Origin of the sequence: Pseudomonas sp. PA-6-3C (assembly GCF_021605825.1) — a bacterium.
GTDB classification, from domain to species: domain Bacteria; phylum Pseudomonadota; class Gammaproteobacteria; order Pseudomonadales; family Pseudomonadaceae; genus Aquipseudomonas; species Aquipseudomonas edaphica.
Genome location: NZ_WKDV01000016.1, coordinates 40,079 through 52,892 on the forward strand (window position 1 = coordinate 40,079; position 12,814 = coordinate 52,892).

At 57.0% G+C, this 12,814-nt stretch carries 19 protein-coding genes; all 19 read right to left on the reverse strand.

The window, feature by feature from the left end:
* Positions 1 to 6: 6 nt before the first annotated feature.
* The 19 genes from recA to GIW48_RS13180 all read right to left on the reverse strand — a co-directional run bounded on the left by recA (position 7) and on the right by GIW48_RS13180 (position 12,807).
* Positions 7 to 1,065 carry a recombinase RecA gene (gene recA / locus GIW48_RS13090; protein ID WP_048720087.1) on the reverse strand — a complete coding sequence of 353 codons (1,059 nt, stop codon included), beginning with the start codon at positions 1,063 to 1,065 and terminating at the stop codon, positions 7 to 9.
* Between the two features lie 83 nt (positions 1,066 to 1,148).
* Entirely contained in the window at positions 1,149 to 1,649 is a 501-nt protein-coding gene (locus GIW48_RS13095) for a CinA family protein (RefSeq protein ID WP_138451094.1), read from the reverse strand.
* A gap of 108 nt (positions 1,650 to 1,757) precedes the next feature.
* Positions 1,758 to 2,315, reverse strand: coding sequence for a glycoside hydrolase family 19 protein (locus GIW48_RS13100; protein ID WP_138451097.1), 558 nt, complete (start codon positions 2,313 to 2,315; stop codon positions 1,758 to 1,760).
* Between the two features lie 54 nt (positions 2,316 to 2,369).
* Positions 2,370 to 3,131: an N-acetylmuramoyl-L-alanine amidase gene (locus GIW48_RS13105; protein WP_170036530.1), complete on the reverse strand. Its 762-nt coding sequence runs from the start codon at positions 3,129 to 3,131 to the stop codon at positions 2,370 to 2,372.
* 132 nt (positions 3,132 to 3,263) lie between these two features.
* Positions 3,264 to 3,449: a Com family DNA-binding transcriptional regulator gene (locus tag GIW48_RS13110; RefSeq protein ID WP_419789528.1), complete on the reverse strand. Its 186-nt coding sequence runs from the start codon at positions 3,447 to 3,449 to the stop codon at positions 3,264 to 3,266.
* A gap of 83 nt (positions 3,450 to 3,532) precedes the next feature.
* Positions 3,533 to 3,730 carry a hypothetical protein gene (locus GIW48_RS13115; RefSeq protein WP_236460191.1) on the reverse strand — a complete coding sequence of 66 codons (198 nt, stop codon included), beginning with the start codon at positions 3,728 to 3,730 and terminating at the stop codon, positions 3,533 to 3,535.
* Between the two features lie 128 nt (positions 3,731 to 3,858).
* The gene (locus GIW48_RS13120; protein WP_170036415.1) at positions 3,859 to 4,035 is read right to left on the reverse strand and encodes a hypothetical protein; all 177 of its coding nucleotides are present in this window, start codon (positions 4,033 to 4,035) and stop codon (positions 3,859 to 3,861) included.
* A gap of 157 nt (positions 4,036 to 4,192) precedes the next feature.
* Complete coding sequence (locus tag GIW48_RS13125) at positions 4,193 to 5,155, reverse strand: hypothetical protein (RefSeq protein ID WP_170036413.1); 963 nt, start codon at positions 5,153 to 5,155, stop codon at positions 4,193 to 4,195.
* Between the two features lie 38 nt (positions 5,156 to 5,193).
* Positions 5,194 to 5,352 carry a Com family DNA-binding transcriptional regulator gene (locus tag GIW48_RS13130; protein ID WP_138451102.1) on the reverse strand — a complete coding sequence of 53 codons (159 nt, stop codon included), beginning with the start codon at positions 5,350 to 5,352 and terminating at the stop codon, positions 5,194 to 5,196.
* 47 nt (positions 5,353 to 5,399) lie between these two features.
* Complete coding sequence (locus GIW48_RS13135; protein WP_170036411.1) at positions 5,400 to 6,410, reverse strand: contractile injection system protein, VgrG/Pvc8 family; 1,011 nt, start codon at positions 6,408 to 6,410, stop codon at positions 5,400 to 5,402.
* Positions 6,411 to 6,419: 9 nt separating this feature from the next.
* Positions 6,420 to 6,632: a tail protein X gene (locus GIW48_RS13140; protein ID WP_017137071.1), complete on the reverse strand. Its 213-nt coding sequence runs from the start codon at positions 6,630 to 6,632 to the stop codon at positions 6,420 to 6,422.
* Positions 6,625 to 7,008 (reverse strand): phage tail protein, encoded by a 384-nt coding sequence (locus GIW48_RS13145; RefSeq protein WP_017137070.1) that lies wholly within the window; start codon positions 7,006 to 7,008, stop codon positions 6,625 to 6,627. Before GIW48_RS13145 ends, GIW48_RS13140 begins: the two co-directional genes overlap by 8 nt.
* Positions 7,008 to 8,843: a phage tail tape measure protein gene (locus GIW48_RS13150; RefSeq protein ID WP_236460190.1), complete on the reverse strand. Its 1,836-nt coding sequence runs from the start codon at positions 8,841 to 8,843 to the stop codon at positions 7,008 to 7,010. The genes GIW48_RS13145 and GIW48_RS13150 overlap by 1 nt, the downstream gene beginning before the upstream one ends.
* Before the next feature lie 127 nt (positions 8,844 to 8,970).
* Positions 8,971 to 9,543 (reverse strand): phage tail assembly protein, encoded by a 573-nt coding sequence (locus tag GIW48_RS13155; RefSeq protein WP_169985346.1) that lies wholly within the window; start codon positions 9,541 to 9,543, stop codon positions 8,971 to 8,973.
* A 153-nt stretch (positions 9,544 to 9,696) separates the two neighbouring features.
* Positions 9,697 to 10,203: a phage major tail tube protein gene (locus tag GIW48_RS13160; RefSeq protein WP_099548528.1), complete on the reverse strand. Its 507-nt coding sequence runs from the start codon at positions 10,201 to 10,203 to the stop codon at positions 9,697 to 9,699.
* Positions 10,203 to 11,369, reverse strand: a complete 1,167-nt coding sequence (locus GIW48_RS13165; RefSeq protein WP_219337791.1) for a phage tail protein — start codon at positions 11,367 to 11,369, stop codon at positions 10,203 to 10,205. The genes GIW48_RS13160 and GIW48_RS13165 overlap by 1 nt, the downstream gene beginning before the upstream one ends.
* 2 nt (positions 11,370 to 11,371) lie before the next feature.
* Positions 11,372 to 11,545, reverse strand: coding sequence for a hypothetical protein (locus tag GIW48_RS13170; RefSeq protein WP_163005422.1), 174 nt, complete (start codon positions 11,543 to 11,545; stop codon positions 11,372 to 11,374).
* Between the two features lie 84 nt (positions 11,546 to 11,629).
* Positions 11,630 to 11,953, reverse strand: coding sequence for a tail fiber assembly protein (locus GIW48_RS13175; protein ID WP_236460189.1), 324 nt, complete (start codon positions 11,951 to 11,953; stop codon positions 11,630 to 11,632).
* Between the two features lie 11 nt (positions 11,954 to 11,964).
* Positions 11,965 to 12,807 (reverse strand): hypothetical protein, encoded by an 843-nt coding sequence (locus GIW48_RS13180; RefSeq protein WP_236460188.1) that lies wholly within the window; start codon positions 12,805 to 12,807, stop codon positions 11,965 to 11,967.
* Between the last annotated feature and the right edge of the window lie 7 nt (positions 12,808 to 12,814).

The window sequence follows — 12,814 nt, forward strand, 5'->3', positions numbered from 1 at the left end:
TTTGCTTCAGATATCAGTGTCAGCTTCTTCCACTTCTTCAACCGGCTCGCGGTTGGCGGCAGCTTTCACGTCTGGCGCTGGGGTCAGCAGCTTGTCGCGAATCTGCTTCTCAAGCGTGGCAGCGATATCCGGGTTGTCTGCCAGGAACTTGGCCGAGTTGGCCTTGCCCTGACCGATCTTGCTGCCGTTGTAGGCATACCAGGCACCGGACTTCTCGACGAAACCGTGCAGTACGCCCAGGTCAATCATCTCGCCGTTCAGGTAGATACCCTTGCCGTAGAGAATCTGGAACTCTGCCTGACGGAAAGGCGGAGCGACCTTGTTCTTCACGACTTTAACGCGAGTTTCGCTACCAACAACTTCGTCACCTTCCTTCACCGCGCCGGTACGGCGGATGTCCAGACGGACCGAAGCGTAGAACTTCAGCGCGTTACCACCGGTAGTGGTTTCCGGGCTGCCGAACATTACGCCGATCTTCATACGGATCTGGTTGATGAAGATCACCAGGCAGTTGGCGTTCTTGATGTTACCGGTAATTTTACGCAGCGCCTGGGACATCAGGCGGGCTTGCAGGCCCACGTGCATGTCGCCCATTTCGCCTTCGATTTCAGCTTTCGGTACCAGGGCAGCCACGGAGTCGACCACGATCACGTCGATGGCGTTGGAGCGCACCAGCATGTCGGTGATTTCCAGGGCTTGCTCACCGGTGTCCGGCTGGGAAACCAGCAGGTCGTCAACGTTGACGCCCAGCTTACCGGCGTATTCCGGGTCCAGGGCGTGCTCGGCGTCGACGAACGCACAGGTGGCGCCCATTTTTTGCGCCTGGGCAATCACCGACAGGGTCAGGGTGGTTTTACCGGAAGATTCAGGACCGTAGATTTCAACGATACGGCCTTTTGGCAGGCCGCCAATGCCGAGTGCGATGTCCAGACCCAGAGAGCCAGTGGAAATAGCCGGGATCGCCTGACGGTCGTGATCGCCCATACGCATTACGGCACCCTTGCCGAATTGACGTTCGATCTGACCCAGGGCCGCAGCCAAGGCTTTCTTCTTGTTGTCGTCCATTAAAGTCCTCACGTAATCAATAAGGCCTGACGGCCAACACCTGTATAAGTAGACAGTATTGTTCCACAAAGATCCGGGATCGCCTACCCCTGATTTTCGATTTCTGCTGCAGCTCGTCGCAACAAGCCCTCCAGCGCGGCCTTTACCGTTTGTCGACGGACCTCGTCGCGGTTGCCGGGGAAGTGCGCCAACTCGGCCGTCACCTCATCACCCACGCCGAACGCCAGCCATACAGTGCCTACCGGTTTATCCGGCGAACCACCATCCGGCCCCGCCACGCCGCTGACCGCCACGGCAAAGCGCGACAGGCTTTTTTCCTGCGCACCGCGCGCCATCGCCTCCACCACTTCCTGGCTGACGGCGCCGACCTTGGGGAACAACGCCTCCGGCACGCCCAGCTGCCGGGTTTTCTGCCGATTGGAGTAAGTGACATAACCGGCCTCAAACCACGCCGAACTGCCCGGTATGCGCGTGATGGCTTCGGCGATACCGCCACCGGTGCAGGACTCGGCAGTGGTGACGTGGGCATTGAGTACCTGCAAACGGCGACCCAGTTCAGCAGCCAGTTGAGTGATTTCCTTCACAGTCGTCTCCAGGAGTGGGCGGGGGTTTGCCTACCCTACAGGAGCCTATCGGCCATGCAAGTTAGAGAGTGCATCAAGACGCTAACGGCCGACGACGCGCACGCCACCTCAGGAAACGCCCAACACCGCCTTCGCCCGCGCCCACAGTTGCAAACGCTCATCCAGCCCGTTCAGCCCGCCATTGATGCGTCGGGTTATGGTGGTGAACTGGTCTTTGTCGGCGAGTTCGTTCAAACCATTGCTTTGCCAGAACCATGCGGCGGACTCACACGCCCATTGCGGCTGCTCCAGCAGTTGCGGTTGCTGCAACAGGCGCTCGTCGCCGAACAACGCTTGGCTGCAGGCCAGGTAATTGCGCCGCCCGGTGATCTGAATAAGCCCCCTGCCCCGGTACTTCTGGCCATCGCCGTCGGCCTCGGGGGTGTTGCCCAAACGCGCGGCCAGGGTGCCGGTGTCGTATTTGCTCAGGTATTGATCGCTGCCCAGTTCTCGCACATAGAGCAACTGGCCGGATTCGTGGCCGATTTGGGCAAGAAATGCGGCCATGCGCTCAGGTGTGATGATTTGGTGGTGTGACATGGCCGCGTTTAACGCAGAAATGAAAACGCCAGCTTTAAGCTGTGAGCGTGGTAAGACTTTAACTAACTGTTGCTCGGACAGGACCATGTTGCCCTCCTCGGCGCTTCGAAATGAAGATCGAGCTTTGAGTGCCGCACGAACTCAGGCGTATTTTTCATTCAGTGCATACAAGATCGCGCAGGTTTCGCAATCCAGCACGCCATCATGGTTTTCAGGCCGAAAGTGCAGTTGAAAAGCCCGTACCAGCGCACTGAAAAAACCATCAGAAGTGGGCGTTTCAATGCCATAGCCATAGCGGGAAAATGCCTGAACCACTTGCTCACGCTCAGGCATTTCGCCACTGAATTGCTGGAGGTATTTGTCTTTGACTGAATCCTCGTACCAGGCGCCGATACCTGCCTGCGCAAGGTCTTTCCAGGGAAGCTTGGGGCCCGGGTCTGATTTGCGACCGACCGCAATATCGGAATGGCCTACCACGTTTTTCGGCGACATGTCCGGGTAACGTTGCAGGATGTTCCTCGCCAATTGCTTGAGGGCTCTGATTTGCGAAGCCTGGTAGTCAGGGAACGTGAAAACGCCGTCGACATCCGTGGCCTGGTTAACAATCTCGATACCGATAGAGGTGTCGTTCAACCCTGAACGACCGGCCCACTGGCTGACACCTGCGTGCCACGCACGGTCCTCTTCCGCCACCAGACTGAAAATCTTCTGCCCCTTGAAGCCCGCCGCAATGTAGCTCGGATCGGTTGGATCCGGGATCAGATAATGCGCACTTGCAGCCCCGGTGGTCAGCGATTTGACCGAGCCAGAAAAGTCCAACGCGGTGTAGTGCAACACCAGGAAACGTACACGTTTGCCGTAAGGTTTAAGCGTGCGATAAGTGTTGTAGTCAATCGTAAACATAGAGCCTCCCTTTTTCCTATCCATCCTTTAGCTATTACGCAGCACACGCGCCTTGAATTAACCGCACGCGAATGCTGCCACCTGGCGCTCTCAGAGACGATGAAGTTCAATATAGTGTTCATGTGTATTCACCTATGGAGTCGAATGACTTGTCGCGGAAGATTCCACTTTCATGTTGCTCAAAGGCGATTGCTCGAGGCTCGGGGGCTTCACATGATTCAGCATCCCACATCGGGAACATTTGATCTGGAGCTCTGTAAACCCACCTGTGCAGGCGAAAAGTCTTTTGCAGTTACTGCATCTGAATTCTTTCAACATCTGCAAATTCCTTTTGCTGAATTACCCTTTCCGTGGGCAATAAAAAACCCGACACAATCGCCGGGTTTGTTAGCTGATTTTACTCAGTTGTCAGGATGCTCGCTCGCTACTGAATCAGCGGCGTCCACATCCGACATATCCTCTTCGAGAGGTGCATCGTCGTCAAGCGGCAGCGGGATCTTGTCCTCATCACGCCTTGGGTCATGCCCTGTCTCGTTATCAGTGCCGCGTGTGACTTCCTGCTGAGAAATATTGCCTGGCGCATTCTTATCGATGTCCATGCTGACTCTCCGTTTTTATGCTCGGGATATCCGCGCTTGAACATGGGAGGCTGGCAGGTCATGGTCAGTGCCAATCAATGGACGAACGGCTTAAGGCAAACGTCCCCGTTCAATGGCGAGGCCTGGAATTAACGATTGATAGGTCCGAAGGTGAGCCCTTTCAGGAACCAGCGCTGCTCTGGTGTAATCGAGTCGGCCTGTTTTGCATTTTCGATTTCGGTTGCACCGATCTGCGCGTAGTAGGCGCATGCGATGCCGTCGACCACCACAAATAGCTTCGCCTCTTCGAGACTTCTGAGCAGCATGCTGAACCTCCAGACACGAAAAGCCCCAGCGAATGCTGAGGCCCTGAATAGGTCCCTCATCAGCGTGACAAGTCAGAGGCTTTGAGGGCTTGGGGAAAATTAGGCAATAAAAAGCCCAGCGCGACGGCTGGGCTCTATTACGCAAGGAGATAGAAGATCATGGAGTCCAGTAAGCAATCTTGCCGCCTGCACCAACAGCTGTAAAATTGCCGTTGCCGTAGGCAACGCTCCGGATATCGGTTCCTGCGAAAGTGTTGGCTTGCTGAACCCAGCCGATCCCATCCTCGGAAACGGCTGTCTTGCCGCCGTCGCCAACAGCTACATACTTGCCATTACCGTAAGCAATGTCGCGGATGATGGTTCCACCGAAACTGGTATCTTCAACAGCAGTCCAGCTAAGCCCATCGGATGAATATGCCATCTTGCCATCCGCACCAACGATAAACATTTTCCCGTTGCAAAGCTTCATGGAAAGGATGGTGCTATAGCCGAAGGTGCTGGTTCTGGTCGTGAATGTTTGCGGATTATCCGTCGCCATCTTCACAGCGCTAAGCAGCTTCCCATTCGATCCCGCAATCAACACAAAACTGCCAATGACGTTGACGCAGTACACAGTCTCGCTAGAAGTGAAGGTCGTAGTGCGCTCCACCTGGCCTGACCAATCGCCATAACGGGAAAAGACTTTACCGTTAGACCCAACCAGTATCCAGGTGTAGTTCTCGCCGTAAATTGGCCAATAAAACACAATGCCTTGCAAGTCTCCGGACGCGCGAACAGTTGCCGTAAGGTCTGTCCAAGCCCTTTCAGGGTGGTCTGCGCTGCCGAAGATCAGATTGCCGGATTGAGAAAGGGCTTGAAGCGATGACCCAATACCGTTCCAGTACAGCTCGTTGAGGACCTTTCCGCTATCAGAGGTGAGGGCGCCCTTAAGCTTGGTCCACGCTGTACCAGTTGCGCCTCCGCTGACAACCTGAGTGGTTGTGGTAAGACCGTTGCCACCAACCGCATAAAACTTGCCTTGCGCAAAAACCACGCGCCTAAGCATGCCGGTGTTATCCACCGGTTGTACTTGAGTCCAAAGATCTTGCAAGGTTTGAGACGCTGAGTTTGCGTTTTCCATTTTAAACTCCGTTACTGAGCTGATTTAAGTTCAGGCCTCTATATTGGGCGTATGGCGCTCATGGGCGATTGCTCGAGGCGCGTGGCCTTCACATGGTTCAATGCCCCGCATCGGGAACATTTGATCTGGAGTTCTGTAACCTCGCCAATTCGAGCAAGGAGTTTTTTGCAGTTTCCGCATCGAAGCTCTTTCAACATAAGTTCCTCCAACATCAGTGAACTGCTGCTGCGAATGACTTACCTGTTCACGCCGACAACCCATTCGCCGTGATCGAACTGCGATACCCCGTCGCCGGATCGCCAACATGCACCACCTGTTTCATCGACCACTGGCCCTGCATATACGAAGGCCAAGTTTCATCCAGCAACAACACGCCTTCGGCAGCCAACAAAGGGTTGCCAGGGCAATCAATCAGCAGTTTCAAACCTTCGCGTCCCACACGTCGCAGTTCGCCTTCAGCCACGGCACGCGCCTCGGCTTGGTTCTGGCAGCGCTGGCGCAAGGTTTTGAATGGGGCCACCCCAACTTCGACTACCTGTTGTTTGCCACCTGCGGCATCCCACCAGGTCACGCGGCTGCCCATGTATTTGGAGCGGGACGTTTCGTCGAGTTTGGCGGTGATGAAGGCCTGATCGCCGGGGCGATTGTCCTGGGTCACGGACAGCTTCACCTGCGGCAATAATTGCCCGGACAGCGATTTAACCTGCCCCGCCTCGGCCAGCACATACAACTCGTTGATCGGTTTGGTGACCGCGCTGTAGCGTTTGGCAAGGCGGGTGATAAACGCCATGTCGCTTTCGTTGGACTGATCGATATGGGCAATCACAATGCCTTCCAGCGCAGGTGCAACACGCGGTGAAAAACCGTGACGACTGACCAGTTGGCGAAACAGTGCGCCCAGCGTGGTTGGTCCGTAACTGGCCGACCGTCGCTGGCGATAACCGCTGGCGTCGAGCATGCTGAAAGGCGCGGCAGTCGCCACGATCATCAAGCGCATGGGAAACAGCACGGGCGTGCGCTGGGTGATCACGAACTCGCCTTTCTCCACCAGCGCGGACTCCTGATAACCCACGCGCAAACCGATCTTGCCGCTCAGGCTGGGCAAACCTTCCAGCCCCTCGATATTGAGGGTCAACTCCAGTCGGTCAGACTCGATACCTGCAGCGTCGGTATGGCTCCAACGCATCAGGCGTTGATTGAGCAGCGCGGCATTGGCGCCATAAAACTCCACGATTGGCGTAAATCCCTGTGCCATGTTGCCTCCTTAATCCCACGCCAGAACAGGCCGCACAGCAGCCGGCCGCGCTTGCATTTCCGGCACGATGACCCACACACCAGCGGGCAGTACCGGCCCGTACTCGGCAAGCTCGGGGTTCAGACGCCAAAGGGTTTCTTCCGCCGCGTCATCGCAACGGCCCAATTCGCGGTAGAGCAACAGGTTGACCGAATCACCGGCAATACTTCGCACTCTACGCATTGACGAATTCCTCCAGTTCCATAGTCCAGGCCATGACCATGGCAGTGCCGTCATCGATCACGTTGCTCTGGGTTTCCATCACCGAATTGATCCGCCACAGGCCCCAGTTACGGCCGATGCCATCGACCAGCGGTAAGGGCGCACGCGCATTTTGCAGGGCGCGCAACTCGTCCAGGCGCTGCATGCCGATGGCATACATCGCTGTGCCGGTGAACGTGAGCTTCTCCAGCTTCTGCCCGCTTTGCCGCGACTGGGGTTTGCTGGCAATAATCGCCAGGTCACTCCAGCCGCCATCAGTGGTACGCACCAGCCCGGAATAAGCAAAGCCACGGGACAGGCCAAAAATAAAGTCGCCGAGGACCATTTGTTGTTGCATCAATCACCTCCTGGTGGATCGGCCAGCGCCGCGTTGCGCCGAATGCCAAGGGTGTCGGTGACCATCGGCATGCACTGAAATTGCAGGGCCTGGATCACCTGGTTGACGACTTGCTGGGCATCGGCGGGGTTCACGCCGGTAATCTGAATGCTCGGCGCGAGGGTGACTTGCACATTGTCGGTACGCGCGGCGCTGAGCTCTTTGCTCACTGCACCGGGTGCAGGCAGTCGGTCGGTTGAGCCGAACAATTTGTCACCCAGCCAGGTGCCCGCTTCACTGCCAAGCAAACCCCCAATGGCGCCGCCGACCGCGGTGCCGACACCGGGAAAAATCAGCGTGCCAATGGCCGCGCCGGCGGAGGCTCCTGCCCAGGCGCCACCTGCAGTGGTGAGGCCTGCACCGACGGCTTTGGCGTCGCCGTTGCGGATACCCTCGGCCACATCCATGGCAGTGTCGACATACCTCATCGGGCCGAGGCGGCGGGCGGCGGAGGACTCCAGCTTGCTCACCGCGCCTGACAGGCCGGAGGCCGGCAGCTTCGGCGCGTGAGGCAGCGCCTCAGTTGAGCGCTCATGGCTGAAGGTCTGTGTGTTTGGCAGAGCAGTCATACGCCCATCAGAAGGCAGGGGGACAAGCCCTCGCTCCAAGGCCTCCATCAGCCCCGGCCCTCTGCCAGCAGCCGGTTGACGGTAATCAGCGCCCTGCTTTCGACTATTTGCCTGGACCTCGCGCAGTTGCATCCCCTGAGTAGGGCCACCGGCGTGAAAACCATTCGACTGCGCAGGGAAAAAGGACTTGGCAAAGCGCTCGGACACACCGCGCAGCGTCGCCATCACGCCGCCGCTTTTTGTGGATGCAAGCCTGGTAGCAGCTGGCTTGGCCACGGAAGCCTGTTTCTTCTGCGAACCTTGCTTGTTCTGCGCGCGCTGCGTCTTCTTATTCTGCGATTTTGGCGGTTGGGTATTCTTCTTCCTGGCAGAAGAACTTCTACGGCTGACGCGGCGGCTACTGGGTGAGGCTTGAACAGCAGCAGCACAGCAGCAGGACTTATCCTTTTTAAAGCCATCACTCTTGAATAGCTTGCCGGCGACTCCAGGCAACTTGCCAAGCGTTACATCAACCAAGTTACCCGTTACCCGGGTTTTGATCGTCTCTCCCAAGCCCGAAAAAAAGCCAGTAATGACGGGTGAAATAACCGGCAAAACGACCACCTCAGCCATTTTTACAGCGGTGACAGCTGTGGGCGACTCACCCGCTATGGTGTTGGCGCGGTCCATCACATGGGTCTTGGCTTGCAGCCACCAGTCCTCCCCGAGCACCGGCGCGAGCTTCAGCGTGGTGGAGAGCCGCTCCTCACTCTTTGACGACTCCTCTCGCAATTGAGTGGTAGTTTTTTCCGCAACGGCGGGTGCAGCAAACGATTGCTGGAAGGCTGCGACCGGATCGAGGCTCTTTACATCGCGCAACGTCATGGCGTCACGGACCAAGCTCCGATCTTGCGATGCGCTCGACTTAACCTCGGTGGTCGTCTTCTGCTCACTACGCTGATCGATTTTAGACGGTTCAACGTCCACCGCCTTCAGCCGCGACAAGGCGTCTTCCAGCGCGTCCACGCTGTTGCGCACTAACCCCAGGGACAGCGAGAGGCCATTGAGTTGCAAGCCTGCATTGGTCAGCGCCAGACTCATCGAGGAAAACGACGGCGCTTCTGCGAGAGCACCAGAGACCAAAGGGCCTGGGCTGACAATCTCGCCCCCCTTTGCGTTGTCTGCGTTGCTAAAAATACCTTGGCCATCCTTGGCCATGGCATACGCGAGCGAATACTTGTTTTGCATCCCGCTTACTCCTGTTTAACGCCAAGGCGAGTGATCGCGATGTCGTAGCGGCGCAATGCTTTGCCGGCGTCCCAGTCGAGGATCTCTGCCTCATTGACCGAGTAAATCAGCGGCACCACATCGAGGATTACTTCGATGTCGCGCTGCGAAAGAAGTCCGCCGGTTGATTTAAAAAATCGTCGATGCGCTCCTGCAGTTCCGTCCAGTCGGGTACGGTCAGGCCAGCGAGATCGGGGATCATCAAACCGGTGCAATGAGCGGTGATGAACTCGGCGCGTTCTTTGTTGGTGGCGAGTTTTTTCATCACCTTGGTGGCGCGCAGGGCGGGCATTTCCAGGGGTAGTTCGGTCAGGCTGCGACCGGCCGCGTCGAGGGCCAGCAACAGCTGGACAGGCTGATCGTGGCTCGCTTCTTCAGGCTGATCCAGGAAGAACGACGTAGGGCGTGTCGACATGTCATGTACGTACTGAGCGATGCTCACGTAGTCCGGGCGCTTGAGCTGGTCGAGCTCTTTTTCCGACAGGCCGGTGGCGAGTTTCGCCAGTTCAAAAAACTGGTCGTCCTCGTCATCACCGGCCCGGGCCAGCGCGTCTTTTTGCGCGGCGTAAAACAACGGCTTGAGTTGAATCTGCTGGATCGTCGCGCCAGTATCGGCGGTGATCGGGGACAGCAGAATGTGCAGCGGTGGCATCCAGGCCATGGGGCAATTCCTTGTTAAGCATTTTTGAGGTTAAACACAGTCAATGTGGGAGCCGGGCTTGCCCGCGATGCAGGCGACTCGGTATGTCTGGTGCACCGAGGTGATGCCATCGCAGGCAAGCCAGCTCCCACATTGTCCGTGCCCGCTTCGCCTTTAAGGCATCAGCACCGCGCGGCGTGCATCGCCGAGAATGTCGACGCCGTTGAGCACGAACTTCTGGGTGCGCACGTCGATGTCGATCACCGAAATGCCGTTTTCCAGACGGTTGTAGGTACGGCAGGACAGTTCCAAAGTGGTGGTGACCTTGTCGCCCATCTTCAGCTTCGCCTCCTCCAGGGATTTGAGTTTGCCGCCGACCGTGTGGTAGGTGAAGTAGGTTTTGCCATCCTGATCCTGACCGGCTTCTCGCACGTTCAGCAGAATGTCGTCACCCAAGCGCACGCCCAGGGCCAACATGATTTCCGGCCCGGCACCTTGCAGAACCAACTTGGCATTGAGCACCTTGCCGCTCTTGGCCATTTCTTCGGCGATGAAGCGCCCACCGGACATGGACTCCATGTCGAACTCAATCTTCGGCGGGGTGAACTCCTCTACTGTCGCGGACAACGGCAGGCCTTGAAGGGTGGCCGCAATGGCCTGTCTTACACGGTTGGTAAACATTAGAGAACGTCCTCCAGGAACTGCTCGATGATTTCATCGCGGGCATTGAGTTGATAAATCATGTGTTCGTTCGGCGCGTAGCGGCCGTAGTCGATGACGATGAACCAGGTGCCGTTCTTGTACTTCTCGACACTGTTCAGCTCCGGGTGCAGGTACACGCTGCCGCCGGGGATGGTTTCATCGGCCACCAGGGTTTGCAGCCAGTCGTTGATGCGCTTGACCTCCTGGTCCATAAACGACTTGGTGAGGTTCTTGGCCATGGCTTTCTGGCCGGCCTTGACCAGCTTGCGGCTGATGGCATCTTCCAGGCCGACATAGCTGATGAACTTGCCGGTGATGGAGCGGTTACCCAGCAGCGAAAAGCCGCCAAGGACAGTGCGCGCGTAGTAGCTCACGCCGTAACGGTTGAGCAGGTCGCCTTCGGTGGAAGTGTCGAGGATGTTGTACTCGACCACACGGGAAACGTCCTCGGCGAAGGTCACCTGGTTACCTGGGCTTTCCCATTGCTTGACCTTGGCCAGTGCGGCGATGGCCAGCGAGGATGGCGACAGGAACACGTTTTTCTTCGCCGCCTTGGAATACACCGACGGCAGGTTGTGCACCAGCAGGCAACGGTCAAAACCGAGCTCGGCGCCGCCCAGTTCACCGCTGTAGGTCACTTGGTCAGCGACCGAGACATCCTTGCCGTCCAGCACTACACGGGCCTTGATGCGCTTGCCAAAGGCAGCGAACTCACCGGCCACGGCCTTGGTGCCGGTGAAGCCTGGCGCGCCGATGATGGTCAGGTCTTCAGGGACGCTGCTCAGAGCCGCCAGACCCAGCTTGCGGCCGGTGGTCGGTTCGTTGCCGCCGATCACGTTATTGATTGTGTCGGCCGGGGTTGCGCCCTCCTCCACGATCACCACATAAACCGGCACCTTGACCACTTTGAGGATCTGGTACACCGCCTGAAACAGCGTGCCCGACTCAGCGCCGGTGGGGTCCAACAGCGCCTGGGTGGTGAAGCTGTTGATGCGAAACGGCGCGTTTTTCGGGATCGACGCGTGGGCATTCGGCGCGGTGCCGACCAGGCCGATAACGTTGTCGCCCAGGCCACCCATGGCCTCGGGGGATTCGGTGGCATTCACGGTGATGCCGTTGTGCTCGAAGTTCAAAACCTCAGCCATGATTAGTCAGCCTTCTTGGGGGTGGAGTTAAGGACGCTGGTCAGTTCCAGGCGGCCGGCGGTGCGCAGGGCGGATGCTTCGACGTCCAGAAGTTCAAGCTCCTCACCGGCGGTGGACCAGTGGCCACCTCCGGTGGGGAATGGGATGAGGACGGTGTAGGTTTGGCGGTTGGCCATGGGTAAGTTTCTCCAGACGCAAAAATGCCTTCTGAATAAGAAAATTCAGCGGGCGAAAAAAAACCGCTTTCGCGGTCGTGTCAGTCACTGGATTGGCGCTACAGGCCAATCAATTGAGGTTGGGAAATCTGCCTGCTTATCGAGGCGGTTCAGTTCGACTCGATACAGCCTCCAGGCTTGCAGCCGCGCCAACTCGTCATCGGTTGCCTTTCCCAACTCTTGTGCATCCAACAGCGGTGCGATGCGTATCGCCGCGATTTGCAGTAGCTCGTCTCGGCGTTGCAGCGTTTCACTGCTAACCAGCAGTGCCATAACCTCAGCCGCATCGTCAGCCGACAAACCGATATGCTGAAGACTCTCTGCGTCTGGATTGACGTAGATCGAGCCCTTGTAAGTAACTGTTCTCACTTAAAAACTCCTTATGCAGAAATAGTTGTATAAACCTGCCTGGCGGTGTAGGAACCCGGCGCCAAAGTAAGCAGGTTATCCAGCGTTGCCCCAGCGCCGAAACCAACAATAGACACGCTACTGATATCAACCATCTTAGGCACACCGACATTCACGATTGTGCTCTGTGTCCCACCTTTACTGATTGTCGTCTGCGCAAGGCTAAGTTGAATAAATCCGTAATACGTGCTGAACAGTGGCACGTCTTGAACAACGACTTCACACTTATGAAAGAAGAGCTTAAAGCTCACGCTCTCACCAAGACCGCCGTCGCGAGAAAACAAGCCTCCGTAATCGGGGCCATATTGCGACACGCCATTAGCCAGTCCTGTTTCGATTCGGCAGTCCGTAAACTTTATAGACATCTCGGTGAAGGCAGAGAACCCACCACACACATAAGTACTGGAGTCAGAAAAGCGCACCAATGCCCCACGCACGATCGGTTTAGAGGCTTCCGTACCGTAAGGGACAAAAAGAAGCGACATGTTATCAACGTTGGTGCCGCCCAGGCCCCGACCGACTTCATAAACCTTACCGCGTCGCAAAAAAATAGTCGCGGAGCCGCACAACATAACTCTGCTCACCGCCGCCGCAATAGTTTTAAGCGGCTTATCGGGAGTCAAACCACTATTAGTATCCACACCGCTGGAAGAGTCGACATATAACGCCTTGTTAACCTCTGCTCGAACAGCAGCTGGAACCTGTTCAGTTGCCGCAGCGACGCGTTGATCTATCAATGAAATCTTTTTGTTGACCGTATCCGTCAACGCATTGCATGCCGACACCAAGCCGGCGATTACCGTTTCCAAACTCATCGTTTAA

Bases quoted from the DNA above. Each gene is read 5' to 3' on its own strand.
- GIW48_RS13170 (WP_163005422.1), bottom strand. From the start codon at position 11,545: ATGGCCAACCGCCAAACCTACACCGTCCTCATCCCATTCCCCACCGGA.
- GIW48_RS13165 (WP_219337791.1), bottom strand. From the start codon at position 11,369: ATGGCTGAGGTTTTGAACTTCGAGCACAACGGCATCACCGTGAATGCC.
- GIW48_RS13145 (WP_017137070.1), bottom strand. From the start codon at position 7,008: ATGCAACAACAAATGGTCCTCGGCGACTTTATTTTTGGCCTGTCCCGT.
- GIW48_RS13105 (WP_170036530.1), bottom strand. From the start codon at position 3,131: ATGTTTACGATTGACTACAACACTTATCGCACGCTTAAACCTTACGGC.
- GIW48_RS13160 (WP_099548528.1), bottom strand. From the start codon at position 10,203: ATGTTTACCAACCGTGTAAGACAGGCCATTGCGGCCACCCTTCAAGGC.
- GIW48_RS13140 (WP_017137071.1), bottom strand. From the start codon at position 6,632: ATGCGTAGAGTGCGAAGTATTGCCGGTGATTCGGTCAACCTGTTGCTC.
- GIW48_RS13115 (WP_236460191.1), bottom strand. From the start codon at position 3,730: ATGGACATCGATAAGAATGCGCCAGGCAATATTTCTCAGCAGGAAGTC.
- GIW48_RS13155 (WP_169985346.1), bottom strand. From the start codon at position 9,543: ATGGCCTGGATGCCACCGCTGCACATTCTGCTGTCCCCGATCACCGCC.
- GIW48_RS13180 (WP_236460188.1), bottom strand. From the start codon at position 12,807: ATGAGTTTGGAAACGGTAATCGCCGGCTTGGTGTCGGCATGCAATGCG.
- GIW48_RS13100 (WP_138451097.1), bottom strand. From the start codon at position 2,315: ATGGTCCTGTCCGAGCAACAGTTAGTTAAAGTCTTACCACGCTCACAG.
- recA (WP_048720087.1), bottom strand. From the start codon at position 1,065: ATGGACGACAACAAGAAGAAAGCCTTGGCTGCGGCCCTGGGTCAGATC.
- GIW48_RS13110 (WP_419789528.1), bottom strand. From the start codon at position 3,449: ATGTTGAAAGAATTCAGATGCAGTAACTGCAAAAGACTTTTCGCCTGC.
- GIW48_RS13150 (WP_236460190.1), bottom strand. From the start codon at position 8,843: ATGCAAAACAAGTATTCGCTCGCGTATGCCATGGCCAAGGATGGCCAA.
- GIW48_RS13135 (WP_170036411.1), bottom strand. From the start codon at position 6,410: ATGGCACAGGGATTTACGCCAATCGTGGAGTTTTATGGCGCCAATGCC.
- GIW48_RS13130 (WP_138451102.1), bottom strand. From the start codon at position 5,352: ATGTTGAAAGAGCTTCGATGCGGAAACTGCAAAAAACTCCTTGCTCGA.
- GIW48_RS13125 (WP_170036413.1), bottom strand. From the start codon at position 5,155: ATGGAAAACGCAAACTCAGCGTCTCAAACCTTGCAAGATCTTTGGACT.
- GIW48_RS13120 (WP_170036415.1), bottom strand. From the start codon at position 4,035: ATGCTGCTCAGAAGTCTCGAAGAGGCGAAGCTATTTGTGGTGGTCGAC.